The following is a 13,551-nucleotide window of genomic DNA, read 5'->3' on the forward strand; positions in this document are numbered from 1 at the left end:
CCCCCTCGGCCGGAAGGGCGGTGGCGGAAAACCGCCCCTCGCCCGGGGCCCGTGGGGCGCGCGGCGGGGCGGCAGTGTCTCCGGCACATGACGCAGGGGTTACCGGCAGGTGATCGTCCTGTGGTGGTCATGCGCCCGAGATGTGCCCGACATGTGGCTGACCTGTGGTCATGCGGGGGCCGGACAGGGCGAAGGGGCGGCGCCCGTGCGGGAGCGCCGCCCCTCTTTACTCCCCCACCGGGAGTTGTTGCCGCCCGCATCGGCTCGGGCGGCAACTCGCATACTCAGCGGCCGCTTTTTCGCTCGCCACCCCCCACGGGAACGAGCGGGGGCGACCCCGAGTGCGTGAATAGCATTTCGCTTCCCCCACGTTCGCCGCGAGTCCTTTCAACTGTGGCCAAAAGGGCGTGGTAACAGCTCGTATCGGTGTGCATACTCAGTGAGCGGGGGGTGGTTGCGGATGTCTCATGTGGGGGTTTGGTGCTGCGCGTCCATTTCACTGGACTCGATCTGGCCCGGTTGCGCCTGGCCGGAGACCCGGACGCACTCTGGGAAACCGTATTGAGCCTCCACCGGCTCCGGGACAAACAAGGCGAGTCGATCTTCGGGGATTGGCGCTCGGAAACCCGGACCCGGTTGAATGGTGAAACTCGGCTTCTCGCCCCGCTGGTGCCTTCCCGCGGGTATTTTCCGGACTTCCTCACACCTCCCGAAGGGGTACTCGGACTCGACTCCGGCATGCAGGCCCTGCGCGAGACGCCGGGGGAGCGGGTGCACCGCGAGCTCGGCCGGCTCTCCACGGCCCGTACGCTCCCCGCTTGGATACGATCCATGGCCGAGGGCGACGACCGCGCCTTCGCCAAGCTCACCGGGGCGCTCCAGGCGTACCACGAGGCTGCGATAGCACCCTACTGGCAGCACATCCAGGCCCAGATCGAGGCCGACCGCGCCGTGCGGGGCCGGGCCCTGCTGGACGGCGGCGCCGACGCCCTGCTCTCCTCGCTGCCGCCCATGATGCGCTGGCGCGCACCCGTCCTGGAGGCCGACTACCCCGTCGACCGCGACGTCCACCTCAACGGCCGGGGCCTGCTGCTCGTTCCCTCCTTCTTCTGCCGGCGCACGCCCGTCACCTACCAGGACCCCGACCTCACCCCGGTCCTCGTCTACCCCGCCCGGCACATGTCGGAGTCCGCGCCCGCCGTGCAGACCGCGCCGCGCTCGCTCGGCAAGCTCGTCGGGCACACCCGCTCGGCGGTGCTCGGCTCCATCGGCGGCGGCTGCACCACGAGCGAACTCGCCCGCCGCGTCGGGGTCTCCGCGGCCTCGGCCAGCCAGCACGCGGGCGTACTCCGCGAGGCCGGCCTCGTCCTGACCCTGCGCAACGGCAGCGCCGTGATGCACACCCTGACGCCCCTGGGCGCGGCCCTCCTGCGCGGCGGCCACAAGTCGCCGCAACTCGCCCGGAGGACGCCTCAGTCGTCGATCCCCGAGCGTTCCACCCCCGCCACGATGCTGCAATCCCCCGGGGGATGACCCCCGGACCCCCAGCCGGGGGTGGGCTGGGCGGGCCGTCTCAGTCGTCGATCCCCGAGCGTTCGACGCCCGCCACGATGCTGCAATCTCCCGGGGGATGACCCCCGGACCCCCAGCCGGGGGTGGGCCGGGCGTGCCGTCTCAGTCGTCGATCCCCGAGCGTTCGACGCCCGCCACGATGTAGCGCTGCAGCACCAGGAAGACCAGCAGCAGCGGTAGCACCGACACGGCGGCCGCCACGAACAGTTCGTGCAGGTTGACCGCTTGGGCCGTGGTGAACGTCGACAGGGCCACCTGGACCGTCCAGGCGTCGCGGTCCTGGCCGATCACCAGCGGCCACAAGAACGAGTTCCATGCCCCGATGAAGACGATCGTGCCGACCGCGGCGAACACCGGGCGGGAGTTCGGTACGACGACGAGCCAGTACGTGCGCCAGGGGCCCAGGCCGTCCACCTGGGCCGCGTCCTCCAGTTCGCGCGGGAAGCCCAGGAAGTACTGGCGGAAGACGAAGCAGGCGAAGGCGCTGAAGAGCGTCGGCACGATCAGGCCGCGCAGGCTGGAGACCCAGCCCAGCGACGACACCAGTACGAACGACGGCACGAAGGTGACCGCCGCCGGCACCAGCAGCGTGCCCAGGACCGCGTGGAGGACGGCGTCGGCGTGCCGGTAGGGGATGCGGGCCAGGCCGTAGCCGGCGAGGGAGGCGAGGAGCAGCGTGCCGAGCGTGGTGGCCACGGCGATCAGCGAGGAGTTCAGCAGCGCGTGCGCCATCGGCACGTCCGGGTCGGCGAACAGCTCCCGCACGTTCGACCAGTGCACCTCGGACGGGAAGAACGTCCACTCCGGCGAGGTGATGTCCTCCTCGGCGGCGAGCCCGTTGCGCACCAGCAGGTAGAAGGGGAGGAGGAACAGCACGGCCAGCGCGATCAGCAGCACCAGCCGCAGCGCCCGCCCGGCCCGTACGAGGGCGTCGTCCGTCCGCCTCACGCTTCCCTTCACGCCTTCCCTCATGCTTCCCGCCTGCCCAGGCCGAACCAGCGCACCTGCACCACCGACACCACCGCGATCACCAGCGCCAGGACGACGGCGCCCGCGCTGCCCAGCCCGAGGTTCTGCCCCTGCCCGAGCGCCGTGTAGTAGAGGTAGACCAGCGGCGGCCGGGCGTAGGGCGGGTAGCCGCGCGCGTCCGACAGCAGGTTGTAGAACTCGTCGAACGCCTGGAAGGCGTTGACGATCAGCAGCAGCACCACCGCGACCGACGTGGCCCGCAGCGCCGGGAAGGTGATGTGCCGGAAGGTCTGCCACCCCGGCCGCGCCCCGTCGACGGCCGCCGCCTCGTACAGCTGCGCCGGGATGCGCTGCAGCCCGGCGAGGAAGAGCACCATGTAGAAGCCGGCCTGCAGCCACAGCCGGACGGTGACCAGGACCAGCCAGTACCAGGGCGGGTCGGTGGTCGACAGCCATGCGACCTGCTCGGCGCCGAACCAGCCGAGGACGGTGTTGGCCAGCCCGAACCGCACCCCGTTGAAGATCGACAGCTTCCACACCAGCGCCGCCACCACGTAGCTGCAGGCCGTCGGCAGGAAGAACACCGACCGGAAGAAGGCCTGGGCGACGCGCAGCCGCCCCACCGCCAGCGCGAGCCCCAGCGACAGCACGTACGTGGCCGGCACGATGAACGCCGTGAACAGCACGAAGGTGCCGAGCGCGGAGCGGAAGGCCGGATCGCCGAGCACCTCGCGGTAGTTGTCCAGGCCCGTGAAGTCGGTGGGGGAGACGGTGTTGTGCGCGTCGAAGAAGCTGAGCCAGACGCTCCAGGCCAGGGGCACGTAGGTGAAGAGGGCGAGGCCGAGGACGAAGGGGCCGGTGAACGCCCAGAACCACAGGGCCTGCCGCCGCCTGCGCTGCGCACCGTGGGCCGCCACGTCAGGGCTTCTTCCCGGCGCGCCGCAGCTCGTCCGCGGTGCGGCGCACGACCGCCTTCAGCTCGCGCTCCGGATCGGCCCCGTCCTTGATGATCCGGCTGAGCGCGTCCTGGTAGGCGGTCCGCGCGGCGACCGTCCACAGCAGCGGCTGGGCGTAGCCGTGGTCGGTGGTGAACCGTACGACCTCCGCCGCCGCACCCCCCTTGAGCTTGGCCGCCTTCGCCGCCAGCGAGGTGCGGGCGGGGATGTGGAAGCCGTAGGAGAGCGCGAAGTCCTCCTGGTGGTCGGTGCGGTCGACCCACAGCCACTTCACGTACGCCTCGGCCTCCTTCCGCCGCGCGCTGCGGGCGCTGACCGCCGCGGCGTACGCGCCGACGGGCACGGCCGGCTTGCCCGCGGGCCCGTCGGCGGGGAAGGGCAGCACCCCGAAGTCGTCACCGAGCGCCTTCTTCACCTGCGGCAGGGCCCACAGCCCGGACCACTGCATGGCGGTGAGGCCCTGGACGAGCGCCGCAGGGTCGGACCAGTCGGCGGGCGCGCCCAGCAGCAGGGACTTCCCGGCGTGGAGCCGGTGCAGCTTGCCGAGGGTGCGGGCGGCGGCCGGGTCGTCGAAGCCGGGCTTGCCGTCGGCGGTGACGAGCGAGAGGCCCGCCGCGTACAGGGGCGTGCCGCCGAGGACGCCCGCGCCGCCGTCGTTGCCCAGGAAGAGGCCCTTGACCGGGCCGGAGGTGAGCCTCCCGGCGGCGTCGACGAGCTCGTCCAGGGTCCGCGGCGGGCGCACCCCGGCCTTCTCCAGCAGGCTCCGGCGGTAGTAGAGCAGCTGGGTGTCGATCGCCTGCGGGACGCCCCACACCCGCCCGTCCCAGGTCTTGGGGGCGAGCACCGCGTGGTGGAAGTCGTCCTTCACGCCGTCCAGCAGGGCGGTGAGGTCGGTGACCTGCCCGCCGCGGATCTGGTCCAGCGTCGGGCCGTCGACCTCGAAGACGTCCGGCCCGGAGTCCGTGAGCAGGGCGGCGGCGGTCTGCTGGTCGTAGTTGCCGGGCCGCCACTCGATCCGCACGTCGGCCTTGTCGTACGCGGCGGCGTACCGTCCCACGGCCTGCCGGGTGCCGGCCTCGCCGTACTGGTGGTACCAGTGGGAGAGCCGGGGTCTGCCCGGTCCCTTGTCGCCCCGCCCGGTGTCGGACCCGCACCCGGTCAGTGCGAGCGCGGCACCACCGGTCAAGAGCAGTCTGCGGCTGATCGGCATGTCGGTTCTCCCCCTCGCGGTCGGGACCGTACGGACCAACGATCAACGATGGGGGAGGATTACGACAGAGGGAATTACCGCCGCGTGCCGGCCTTTCAGGCCTTTCGCGGGGCCGGTTCCGCGCCTGTGCGGAAGCGCAGGCGGCAGATCACCGCGTCCGTGTCGCGGCGCACCGCGTGGGCGACGACGGCGCCGCGCTGGTTCTGCAGCAGCCGCTGCCACACGTGCGCGGGCTCGACCTCGGGGATGAGGACGGTGACGCGGTTGTCGGGGTGCCGGGCGGTGAGCTCGTGGACGTAGTCCACGATCGGGCGGCCCAGGGCGCGCGTGGGCGCGGGCAGTTCGACCAGGTCGACGCCCGGGTTCCACAGCTCCCAGTCGCGCCGCAGGGACTCGGCGGCCCGCGCCCCCTCCGCATCGGGCTGGACGGCGGTCACCGCGACCACCTCGTCGCCCAGCGACACGGCGGCCGTCAGGGCCTTGCTGGTCAGCCGGGAGAGGGAGGAGACGGGCACGACGACCACGCTGTGGCAGCGGCGCGGCGCCTCGGGCACCCGGCCCAGCCCCAGCCGCTCGCCGATCCGCCCGTACGCGCGGTGGACGGTCTCGAAGGCCAGCACGATCAGCGGCAGCGCCAGGACGATCAGCCAGGCGCCCTCCTCGAACTTCGTGGCCGTGACCACGACCGCCGACACGCCCGTCAGCAGCGCGCCGAAGCCGTTGAGGAGCGCCTTGCCCCGCCAGCCGGCCGAGCGCTCCTGCCGCCAGTGCCGCACCATGCCCACCTGGCAGATGGTGAAGCCCACGAACACCCCGATCGCGAACAGCGGCACGAGGGTGTTGACGTCGCCGCCGGAGAAGAGCAGCAGCAGAGCGGAGACCGCGGCCAGGGCCAGCACGCCGTGCCGGTGCACCTGCCGGTCGGCCTTCAGGCCGAAGACGTGCGGCAGGTAGTTGTCCCGGGCCAGCAGCGCCATCAGGACCGGCAGCCCGCCGAAGGAGGTGTTCGCGGCCAGCGCGAGCAGGACGACGGTGGCGAACTGCACCACGTAGAAGGCCCAGTTGTGGCCGAGCGAGGCGTCGGCGAGCTGGGCGAGGACGGTGACGCCCTCGGCCGGCTGCAGGTGGAAGCGGCCGATCAGCACCGACAGGCCGATCAGCATGACGCCCAGCAGGGCGCCGAGCGCGACCTCCGTGCGCTGGGCCCGCCGCTGCGCCGGGGCGCGGAAGGACGGCACGGCATTGGCCACGGCCTCCACGCCGGTCAGGGCGGAACAGCCCGCGGCGAAGGCCTTCAGGAGCAGCAGCGCGCCGACGGCCGTGGCGTTGCCGGTGAGCACGGAGGCGTGCCCGGCGGCGGCCTCGGTGCTCGCGGGGGCGTCCCGCAGCAGCCCGGCCACGATCATCGTCAGGATCGAGCCGACGAAGACGGCCGTCGGCACCATGAACCACTTCGCGGACTCCACGATGCCGCGCAGGTTCACCCCGGTCACCAGGGCCAGCACGGCCAGGCAGATCCACAGCCGGTCGCCGTAGAGGGAGGGGAAGGCGGAGGTCAGGGCCGCGACGCCGGCGGTGACCGACACCGCCACGTTCAGCACGTAGTCCAGCACCAGGGAGGCCGCGGTCACCAGGCCGGTGCGCCGGCCGAGGTGCCGCTTGGCGACCGCGTACGAGCCGCCGCCGTCCGGGAACGCCGCGATGACCTGCCGGTACGAGGCGACGAGCACCGCCAGCAGGGCGGCGATCGCGAGCGTGACCGGGAGCGTGAAGCCCAGTCCGTACGCGCCCGCCGCGGCCAGCACCAGGACGATCGACTCGGGGCCGTAGGCCACCGACGCCATCGCGTCCAGGGACAGGGCCGCGAGTCCCTGAGTGGCGGTCAGCCGGTGTCGGTCCTCGGCGGAAGGCCGCGCGGCGCCGGTATCGGGCGGCTCCTCGTCGGCCGCACCGGGCCGCCGGTTCCCGTGGGCAAGCAGGGACATTCTGTTCGTACCTCCGTGAGTGGGACGCCCAGCGTGCAGCCGGTCCCGCGCGCACGCGCACGGTCTTGGCGGCCTCTTGGCGCGCTCCGGGGGGATCTTCACGCGTTCTTGACGGCCGGGGCGGGGTTGCGTCAGCGGGGCGTAAGGGTTGGCCCGAGCGGCGTCAGCGCTGCGTCAACAGCCGATGGCGCGCCCCCGGCCCGGGCCTAGCGTCACGAGCATGGGACGGCGACAGCCCTTGAGGGTGCGGGCAGACGGGCACGACGCACACGCGAGACGGACGCGGACCCACCCGCCGGGCGGCCGGGTCCTCGCCCACGACCGCAACTGGCGGCGCGAGGCGCGGGCCGCCTGGTACTGCGGAACGGCCCTCGCGGGCGTCCTCGTCCTCGCCGACCTCGGCAGGGGCGGCCTCGACGGGCCGCGCGGCGCCTGCTGGGCCGGGCTCGGGGCCCTCCTCGTGGCCGTGCTGCTGCCGCACCGGGTCACCGCCGGCGACGGCTGGCTCGCCGTACGCGGCATGCTGGGCGAGAAGCGCGTGCGCACCGACCTGCTGACGCAGGTGCGCCGCGCGGACGGCATGACGCCGCGCCTCGTGCTGCGGGACGCCGGGGGCGGCCGCGTGGAACTGGACCCGCAGGTGCTCGTCGCCAACCCGCTGCTGTGGCACCGGCTGGACGCGGGCGCCCGGCGCTCGCGCGAGAGCGGCCTGCTGCGGGAGGGCGGGGCGCCGCTGGCGGAGCTCGCGGAACGGATCGACGGCGAAGGCGCACGGCGGCTGCTGGACAGCTGCCGCTTCCCGGGCCCGTCCGGCGAATGAAGCCCGTCCGGCGGACGAAGGCGACGGCGTCCGGGGCGGAGCCGCGGTCACAGCCAGGCGTACGTCACGCCCGTCAGCCGCTCCGACGCCGCCCAAAGCCCCGCGCTCGCCCGGTCGTTGCGCGTCCAGGGCGCCCGGACCGCCCGCCGCGTGGGCGCCGCGCCGCCGCGGAACTCCAGGCGCGGGCCGAAGTAGTCGTCCTGCCGGACGTCCGCCGCGGTGGCCGCGTACAGCGTGGGCAGGGCGCCGTTCTCCGGGCTCTGCGCGAAGAGCCGGTTGCCGAGCTGTACGAAGTGCTCGGCGACCTCCCGCCCCTCCATCCGCACCCCGGCCGTCTGCAGATTGGTCGCCGCGTACCCCGGGTGGGCGGCCGCCGCGACGACCCGCGAGCCCTCCGCCACCAGGCGCCGCGCGAGCTCGTGCGTGAAGAGCAGGTTCGCGCTCTTGGAGCGGCCGTAGGCGATCCAGCGGCGGTAGTGGTGCTCCATGTTGAGGTCGCGCGGGTCGACCGTGCCCAGGACGTGCAGCCCGCTGGCGACGGTGACGACCCGCGCGCCGTGCCCGGCCTCGCGCAGTCTCGGCAACAACAGCCCGGTCAGCGCGAAATGGCCGAGATGGTTCGTGCCGAACTGCATCTCGAAGCCGTCGACCGTGCGGCGCTGCGGCAGCGCCATCACCCCGGCGTTGTTGATCAGCAGGTCCAGCCGGTCGCCGGGGAGGCCGTCCGCGAAGGCCCGGACGGAGGAGAGGTCCGCGAGGTCCAGCGGGGCGAACTGCACGTCGGCGCCGGGCGCCGCCGCCCGCACCCGCTCCTCGGCCGCCTTGCCGCGCGTGGCGTCCCGGCAGGCCAGGACCACCGCCGCGCCGCGGCGCGCCAGCTCGCGGGCCGTGACGAAGCCGATGCCGCTGTTGGCGCCGGTGACCACCGCCGTACGGCCGCTCTGGTCGGCGATCTCGCCCGCGTTCCATACCGTCACGTCTGCTGCGCTCCTCTGCGGTCCGCACCCGGCCCATACGCGTCAGTAGCCCTCGTGGGAACCAGCGTAGGCGAGGGCGCGGCCGCGCAGGGCGGGCATTCGCCCGTTACGGTGGCCCGCGCGCGGGGCGCTCCCGCTCAGCGCAGCCGGACCGTATACGCGGGGACCGACACCGCCGCGTCGTCCAGGCACCTGCCGTCCGTCAGGTCGAACCGGCGTCCGGCCGGCGGCGAGGTGACGTACGCCCGCCCGCCGGCCGAGCCCAGCGGCCCGCGCGCGAGGACGTACGCGCCGCTGAACGGGTCCCGGTTGCCTATCGCGTACGCCCGCCCGGCCCGGTCGAGGAAGACGGCGGCCTGCCGGCCGTCCGGCAGCAGGACCGCCACGCCCCGCCCGGGCCGCAGATCGCCCAGCTCGCACAGGGCGTGCCACCGGCGCCCCAGGAGCGCCTCGACGCGGACGGACACCGGTGCGGGGACGTGCGGCAGCTGCTCGGGTGCGACGGTCATCGCAGGAGGTCCCTTCGGGAGAGCGGACAGGGACGGTGGGGGAGCGGGCTGCGGAGTGCCCAGAACTGTGGCACAGCCGCCGCCGTCTGTCGTCACCGTGGCACGTGTTTTCACCGGTGACGTGACATCCGTGTGTCCGAGTCCCGCCGGGACTGCGGCCCTGTTCCGCGGGCGAGTTGGGAGGAGCCCGTACGATCGCCGGGGTGACCACCGACATATCGCTGTCGACCCTGCTCGTGCTCTGCCTCGCCGCGGCCGCGGCGGGGTGGATCGACGCGGTGGTGGGCGGCGGCGGCCTCCTGCAGCTCCCGGCGCTCATGGTGGGCCTGCCGCACGTGCCGCCCGCACACGTCCTCGGCACCAACAAGGCCGTGGCCATCTGCGGCACCGCGGCGGCGGCCGTCGCCTACGCCCGGCGCGCACCGGTGAACCCGCGCACGGCCCTGCGCATCGGCCTGGCCGCGCTCGGCGGCTCCCTGGCCGGGGCGGTCTTCGCCACCGGCATCAGCAACGCCGTCCTGCGGCCCCTGATCATGGCCATTCTGCTGGCCGTGCTCGCCTTCGTGCTGCTGCGCCCCACCTTCGGTACGGCCGTGCCCTCCGCCGAGCCGGTCTCCCGGCGCCGCACCCTCGCCGCGATCCTCGTCGCGGGCCTCGGCATCGGCTTCTACGACGGCCTCATAGGCCCGGGCACCGGCACCTTCCTCGTGCTCACCCTCGCCGCGATCCTCCACATGGACCTGGTGACGGCCTCCGGCACCGCCAAGATCGTCAACGTGTGCACCAACGTGGGCGCCCTCGTCACCTTCTCCCTGCACGACTCCGTGATCTGGCAGGTCGCCGCCCCCATGGCGCTGTTCAACCTCACCGGCGGCGCGGTGGGGGCCCGGATGGCGCTCAAGCGGGGGAGCGGCTTCGTGCGGGCGGTGCTCCTCGTGGTGGTCGTGTCGCTGGTGTGCAAGCTGGGCTACGACCAGTGGGGCGGCTGACCGGCTGGCCTGCCCGGCTGCCCGGCTGCCCGGCTGCCCGTCCGGGCCGGCCGTCCACGGCCGACCGGAGCACGACGAAAGGTAAAGCAGGAGGTAAAGCGATAGGTAAATCGGCCCGGCGCGATCCCGTACACAGCAGATGCGGTTAGCCTGTCGACTACCTTCCTGACGTGGTGGGGGTTCTCGTGCGTTTCTCCCGGTGGGGCCGGGTCCGATGGGTCCGGGCCGTGCTCGCGGGGCTCTATGTCGTCACCCTCGCGGCGGCCGTGCCCCGGGGGGCCGGAGGCCATGGCCGGGAGGGCAGCTGGTCCAGCGAAGAGGCCCGGCGGTTCTGGGGCCCGACACGGATGGAGCAGTCCGTGAACGGCAGCGGCAGCGGCGGAAGCGACGACGGTGCCGGCGGCGGCGCCGCGCCCGCCGCGCAGCGCATCACCGGCAGCGCCCGCCACTTCGACGGCGTGCCGTCCGTGGGCGTCCTGTTCTCCGTCGGCGAGGACATGCGCGACCACCACTGCACGGCCAGCGTGGTGCACAGCCCCAAGGGCAACCTGATCGTCACGGCCGGTCACTGCTCCGTCGGCTCCGACGCCGCCTTCGTCCCCGACTACCGGGCCGGCGCCGACCGGCAGCCGTACGGCGTGTGGGCCGTGGACCGCGCCTTCGTCGACCCCCGCCGCTCCGACACCGGCCCGGGCTCCGACCTGGACTTCGCCTTCGCCACCGTCAGACCCGACGGCCGCGGCCGCCAGGTCGAGCGCGTCACCGGCGCCAACCGGCTGGTCCGCACCCCCGGTTACGTCAACCGGGTCACGGTCATCGGCTACCCCGACGCCGATGACGACCCCGCCGACCAGGCCATTCGCTGCACGGCCATGACGACCCGCCTCGACGATCGCCGGCAGCTGCGGATGCGCTGCGACGGCTACGTCTCGGGCACCTCCGGCAGCCCCTGGCTGACCCACTTCGACGAGCGCACGAAGACGGGCGACCTCGTCGGGGTCCTCGGCGGCGTCAACGGGGGCGGGCCGGAGGGGGACGAGAGCGCGCAGATTTCGTACAGCCCGGTCAACGACGACGAGATCTTCAAGCTGTACCTGGACGCGATAAACGGACGGGAGCCGCAGCGGGCCTGACGCCCCCGCGGCTCCCCGCGCCCTTGCCGGCCCTCCTCCCGGCCTCCTCCCGGCCTCCTCCCGGCCTCCCCCCCCGGTCCTCCTCGTCGCCTCCCTCAGTCCTCCTCGTCCTCGCTGCCGGGCGTGTGACCGATCCAGCCGCCCTCCGGCTGCGACTGGGCGGAGCCGCCCACGTCCCGGTTGCGCACGTCGATGGCGCCGCCGCCGCCGTCGTGGTCGCTGCCGGCCGTGCCCTTGCTGCCGACGAGCGCGTTGGCCGTCCGGTCGACCTCCAGCCAGGAGTCGGCCCGTGAGTTGTCGACCACGAGGACGCCGACGTTGGAGGGGCCGATGCCCTTGGGGCAGGGCTCCGGCGGCTCGACCCGCACGCGGACGACGGCGGCGGCCTCGCCGCCCAGGAGCGTGCCGGCGATCACGGCGCCGGCGACGCCCGCGGCGAGGAGAGCGGTGCCACGGATCACGCCGGGACCGCCTGCCGGTCCAGGCGCTGCCCGCCGATGTTCCGTTCCAGCAGGCGGGTGGAGCTCGCCACCCCGACTTCGCCGCCCGCCGCGGCGTCCGGCAGCCTCCCGTCGTCCTCCCGCAGGGCGGTCAGTGCCCCGTCGATCGCACGGTGCGCGGCGAAAAGGCACGGGGTGCTGTAAATGGCGAGATCGACGCCGAGTCCGGCGAGCTCGGTCAGCGAAAGGCGGGGCGATTTCCCGCCCGCGATCTGGTTGAACAGCAGCGGTTTGTCACCGATGACGGAACGGACCTTGCGAATCCACTCCACGCTGCGCACCCCGTCGACCAGGACGACATCCGCACCCGTTTCCGCCAGGGCCGCCGCGCGGCGCAGGATCTCGTTCTCCTCGGTGGCATCGGTGCGCGCCACGACGAGCAGATCATTCCGGGCCGCCAGCACCAGTTCGAGTTTGTTCAGGTATTCGTCCAGCGGCAGGATGATCTTTCCGTCCGCGTGGCCGCACCGGCGCGGCCGCTTCTGGTCCTCCAGGATCACCCCGGAGGCGCCGGCCCGCTCCAGCCGCCGCACCACGTGGCACGCCACCTCGGGGTCGACGTAGCCGTCGTCGATGTCCACCAGGAGGTGGTGGCGGGGGAAGGCCGGGCGCAGGCGTTCCACGAAGCCGAGCATGTCGGGCCAGGCGATGAAGCCGATATCGGGGAGGCCGTAGTGGGACGCGGCGAATCCGAACCCGGATACGAAGAATCCGTTGTAGTGCTGCGCGGCGATGGAGGCCGAGTACATGTCGTAGATACCGATGAGGGGGGTGGTACCGGGCGCTGTGATGTCCTCCCGCAGGGCGGTGCCGTGGCGCATCTGTCCTCCTGACGTCCGGTTTCCGGCTAATTCACCGGAGTGGCGGCCATACGCTGTCAGAAGATTCCGGGAGGTGTAAACGGCGCTTCAACGAATCACCAAGGAGAGGACTGGTGCGACAGTCCCTTTATATGGTCGGCAGTGGATTTCTGCAGGCAGGTCAGAGGCTCGCCGACGGGACGGCGTAGGGAAATGCGGCGCGCATCGTGGGCCGCGCGCGACGGCCCGGTCCTGACCCCGGCATACTCACTCCGCGCGGCGCCCGCACGAGGAAGACGTAGCCGCGCTGGCCCGGAAGCCGTACGGGCCGTCGCCCCGGATTCCGCCCGCGCCTGCGCCCGGGCTCACCGCCCGTCCGCCTCCGCCAGCGCCTGCTGGACGCCCGGCTCGTGCGGCCCCAGGAACCGCGGCCCCGGCCGGACGAGCGCATCCAGCGCCGCCTTCCCCGAGGCGAACACCTCGCGCGCGCCTCCCGCGTACCAGGTGACGTCGTGCTTGGCGGCCACGGCGACCCCGTACGCGTCGATGCCCGCGGCCCCGCACAGCGCCAGCGCCCGCCGGACGTGGAAGCCCTGGGTGATCAGCACCGCCTTCTTCACCCCGAAGACGCGGGCGGCGCGCGTGCACGAGTCCCAGGTGTCGAAGCCCGCGAAGTCGCTCACGATCCGCTCGCCGGGCACCCCGCGGTCCGTCAGGTACTTGCGCATCGCATCCGGCTCGTCGTACTCCACGCGGCTGTTGTCGCCGGTGACCAGCACGACGCGGACCTTGCCCGCCCGGTACAGCTCGACGGCCGCGTCCAGGCGGTGCGCCAGGTAGGGGGACGGCTCGCCCTCCCACAGGCCCGCGCCGAAGACCACGGCGACCGGCGCGGACGGCACGTCGGCAACGGTGCGCACGCGCGGCGCTGCCGCCGCGTACACCCACGTAACCGGCAGCAGCGCGAGCACGCAGCCGGCCACGGCCGCCCACAGCAGCCGCCGTCTCTCCCGCCGCGTCCGCGGCATCCGCACCCGCATCCGCAGCACGCGGCCCCGCACCATGTCGATCATTCCTCCCCGTCGCCCGGTAAGAACGCCCCGGACGCACCGCAGGTTCCCGCTCCGCTCC

The 13,551-nt window shown here is 73.2% G+C and carries 13 protein-coding genes; 4 read left to right on the top strand and 9 right to left on the bottom strand.

What is annotated here, in order from left to right; translation table 11 throughout:
- The first annotated feature begins 480 nt into the window (after positions 1-480).
- On the top strand, positions 481-1,533 hold the full coding sequence (locus AS857_RS19245) for an ArsR/SmtB family transcription factor (protein WP_079110804.1): 1,053 nt from the start codon (positions 481-483) through the stop codon (positions 1,531-1,533).
- 141 nt (positions 1,534-1,674) lie between these two features.
- Here the strand turns inward: AS857_RS19245 and AS857_RS19250 are convergent, their stop codons facing one another.
- The 4 genes from AS857_RS19250 to AS857_RS19265 form a co-directional block, all read right to left on the bottom strand.
- Positions 1,675-2,544 carry a carbohydrate ABC transporter permease gene (locus AS857_RS19250; protein ID WP_058044544.1) on the bottom strand — a complete coding sequence of 290 codons (870 nt, stop codon included), beginning with the start codon at positions 2,542-2,544 and terminating at the stop codon, positions 1,675-1,677.
- Positions 2,541-3,458: a carbohydrate ABC transporter permease gene (locus AS857_RS19255; RefSeq protein ID WP_058044545.1), complete on the bottom strand. Its 918-nt coding sequence runs from the start codon at positions 3,456-3,458 to the stop codon at positions 2,541-2,543. The genes AS857_RS19250 and AS857_RS19255 overlap by 4 nt, the downstream gene beginning before the upstream one ends.
- 1 nt (position 3,459) lies before the next feature.
- Entirely contained in the window at positions 3,460-4,707 is a 1,248-nt protein-coding gene (locus AS857_RS19260; RefSeq protein ID WP_058044546.1) for an ABC transporter substrate-binding protein, read from the bottom strand.
- 95 nt (positions 4,708-4,802) lie between these two features.
- On the bottom strand, positions 4,803-6,692 hold the full coding sequence (locus AS857_RS19265; protein ID WP_058044547.1) for an APC family permease: 1,890 nt from the start codon (positions 6,690-6,692) through the stop codon (positions 4,803-4,805).
- Positions 6,693-6,912: 220 nt separating this feature from the next.
- Here AS857_RS19265 and AS857_RS19270 point away from each other — a divergent pair, with 220 nt between their 5' ends.
- Entirely contained in the window at positions 6,913-7,512 is a 600-nt protein-coding gene (locus tag AS857_RS19270; protein WP_063804339.1) for a hypothetical protein, read from the top strand.
- A 47-nt stretch (positions 7,513-7,559) separates the two neighbouring features.
- On the opposite strand, the gene AS857_RS19275 is transcribed toward AS857_RS19270, so the two are convergent.
- Both AS857_RS19275 and AS857_RS19280 read right to left on the bottom strand, forming a co-directional pair.
- On the bottom strand, positions 7,560-8,489 hold the full coding sequence (locus tag AS857_RS19275) for an oxidoreductase (RefSeq protein WP_058044548.1): 930 nt from the start codon (positions 8,487-8,489) through the stop codon (positions 7,560-7,562).
- 137 nt (positions 8,490-8,626) lie between these two features.
- Entirely contained in the window at positions 8,627-8,998 is a 372-nt protein-coding gene (locus AS857_RS19280; RefSeq protein ID WP_058044549.1) for a nitrite reductase small subunit NirD, read from the bottom strand.
- Positions 8,999-9,201: 203 nt separating this feature from the next.
- On the opposite strand from AS857_RS19280, the gene AS857_RS19285 reads away from it, so the two are divergent.
- Together AS857_RS19285 and AS857_RS19290 are read left to right on the top strand one after the other, a co-directional pair.
- Entirely contained in the window at positions 9,202-9,987 is a 786-nt protein-coding gene (locus AS857_RS19285; protein WP_058044550.1) for a sulfite exporter TauE/SafE family protein, read from the top strand.
- 170 nt (positions 9,988-10,157) lie between these two features.
- Positions 10,158-11,120 carry a trypsin-like serine peptidase gene (locus AS857_RS19290; protein ID WP_245700323.1) on the top strand — a complete coding sequence of 321 codons (963 nt, stop codon included), beginning with the start codon at positions 10,158-10,160 and terminating at the stop codon, positions 11,118-11,120.
- A 95-nt stretch (positions 11,121-11,215) separates the two neighbouring features.
- On the opposite strand, the gene AS857_RS39065 is transcribed toward AS857_RS19290, so the two are convergent.
- The 3 genes from AS857_RS39065 to AS857_RS19305 all read right to left on the bottom strand — a co-directional run bounded on the left by AS857_RS39065 (position 11,216) and on the right by AS857_RS19305 (position 13,493).
- Positions 11,216-11,581: a hypothetical protein gene (locus AS857_RS39065; RefSeq protein ID WP_058044552.1), complete on the bottom strand. Its 366-nt coding sequence runs from the start codon at positions 11,579-11,581 to the stop codon at positions 11,216-11,218.
- The gene (locus tag AS857_RS19300; protein ID WP_058044553.1) at positions 11,578-12,441 is read right to left on the bottom strand and encodes an isocitrate lyase/PEP mutase family protein; all 864 of its coding nucleotides are present in this window, start codon (positions 12,439-12,441) and stop codon (positions 11,578-11,580) included. The genes AS857_RS39065 and AS857_RS19300 overlap by 4 nt, the downstream gene beginning before the upstream one ends.
- Positions 12,442-12,785: 344 nt before the next feature.
- Positions 12,786-13,493, bottom strand: a complete 708-nt coding sequence (locus AS857_RS19305; RefSeq protein ID WP_173864782.1) for a SanA/YdcF family protein — start codon at positions 13,491-13,493, stop codon at positions 12,786-12,788.
- Positions 13,494-13,551 lie beyond the last annotated feature (58 nt).

This window comes from Streptomyces roseifaciens (assembly GCF_001445655.1).
GTDB lineage: Bacteria > Actinomycetota > Actinomycetes > Streptomycetales > Streptomycetaceae > Streptomyces > Streptomyces aureoversilis.

What these genes read in the sequence shown, in the direction of transcription:
- AS857_RS19260 (WP_058044546.1), bottom strand. Translation starts at nt 4,707, where the DNA reads ATGCCGATCAGCCGCAGACTGCTCTTGACCGGTGGTGCCGCGCTCGCA.
- AS857_RS19305 (WP_173864782.1), bottom strand. Translation starts at nt 13,493, where the DNA reads ATGATCGACATGGTGCGGGGCCGCGTGCTGCGGATGCGGGTGCGGATG.
- AS857_RS19300 (WP_058044553.1), bottom strand. Translation starts at nt 12,441, where the DNA reads ATGCGCCACGGCACCGCCCTGCGGGAGGACATCACAGCGCCCGGTACC.
- AS857_RS19280 (WP_058044549.1), bottom strand. Translation starts at nt 8,998, where the DNA reads ATGACCGTCGCACCCGAGCAGCTGCCGCACGTCCCCGCACCGGTGTCC.
- AS857_RS19270 (WP_063804339.1), top strand. Translation starts at nt 6,913, where the DNA reads ATGGGACGGCGACAGCCCTTGAGGGTGCGGGCAGACGGGCACGACGCA.
- AS857_RS19250 (WP_058044544.1), bottom strand. Translation starts at nt 2,544, where the DNA reads ATGAGGGAAGGCGTGAAGGGAAGCGTGAGGCGGACGGACGACGCCCTC.
- AS857_RS19265 (WP_058044547.1), bottom strand. Translation starts at nt 6,692, where the DNA reads ATGTCCCTGCTTGCCCACGGGAACCGGCGGCCCGGTGCGGCCGACGAG.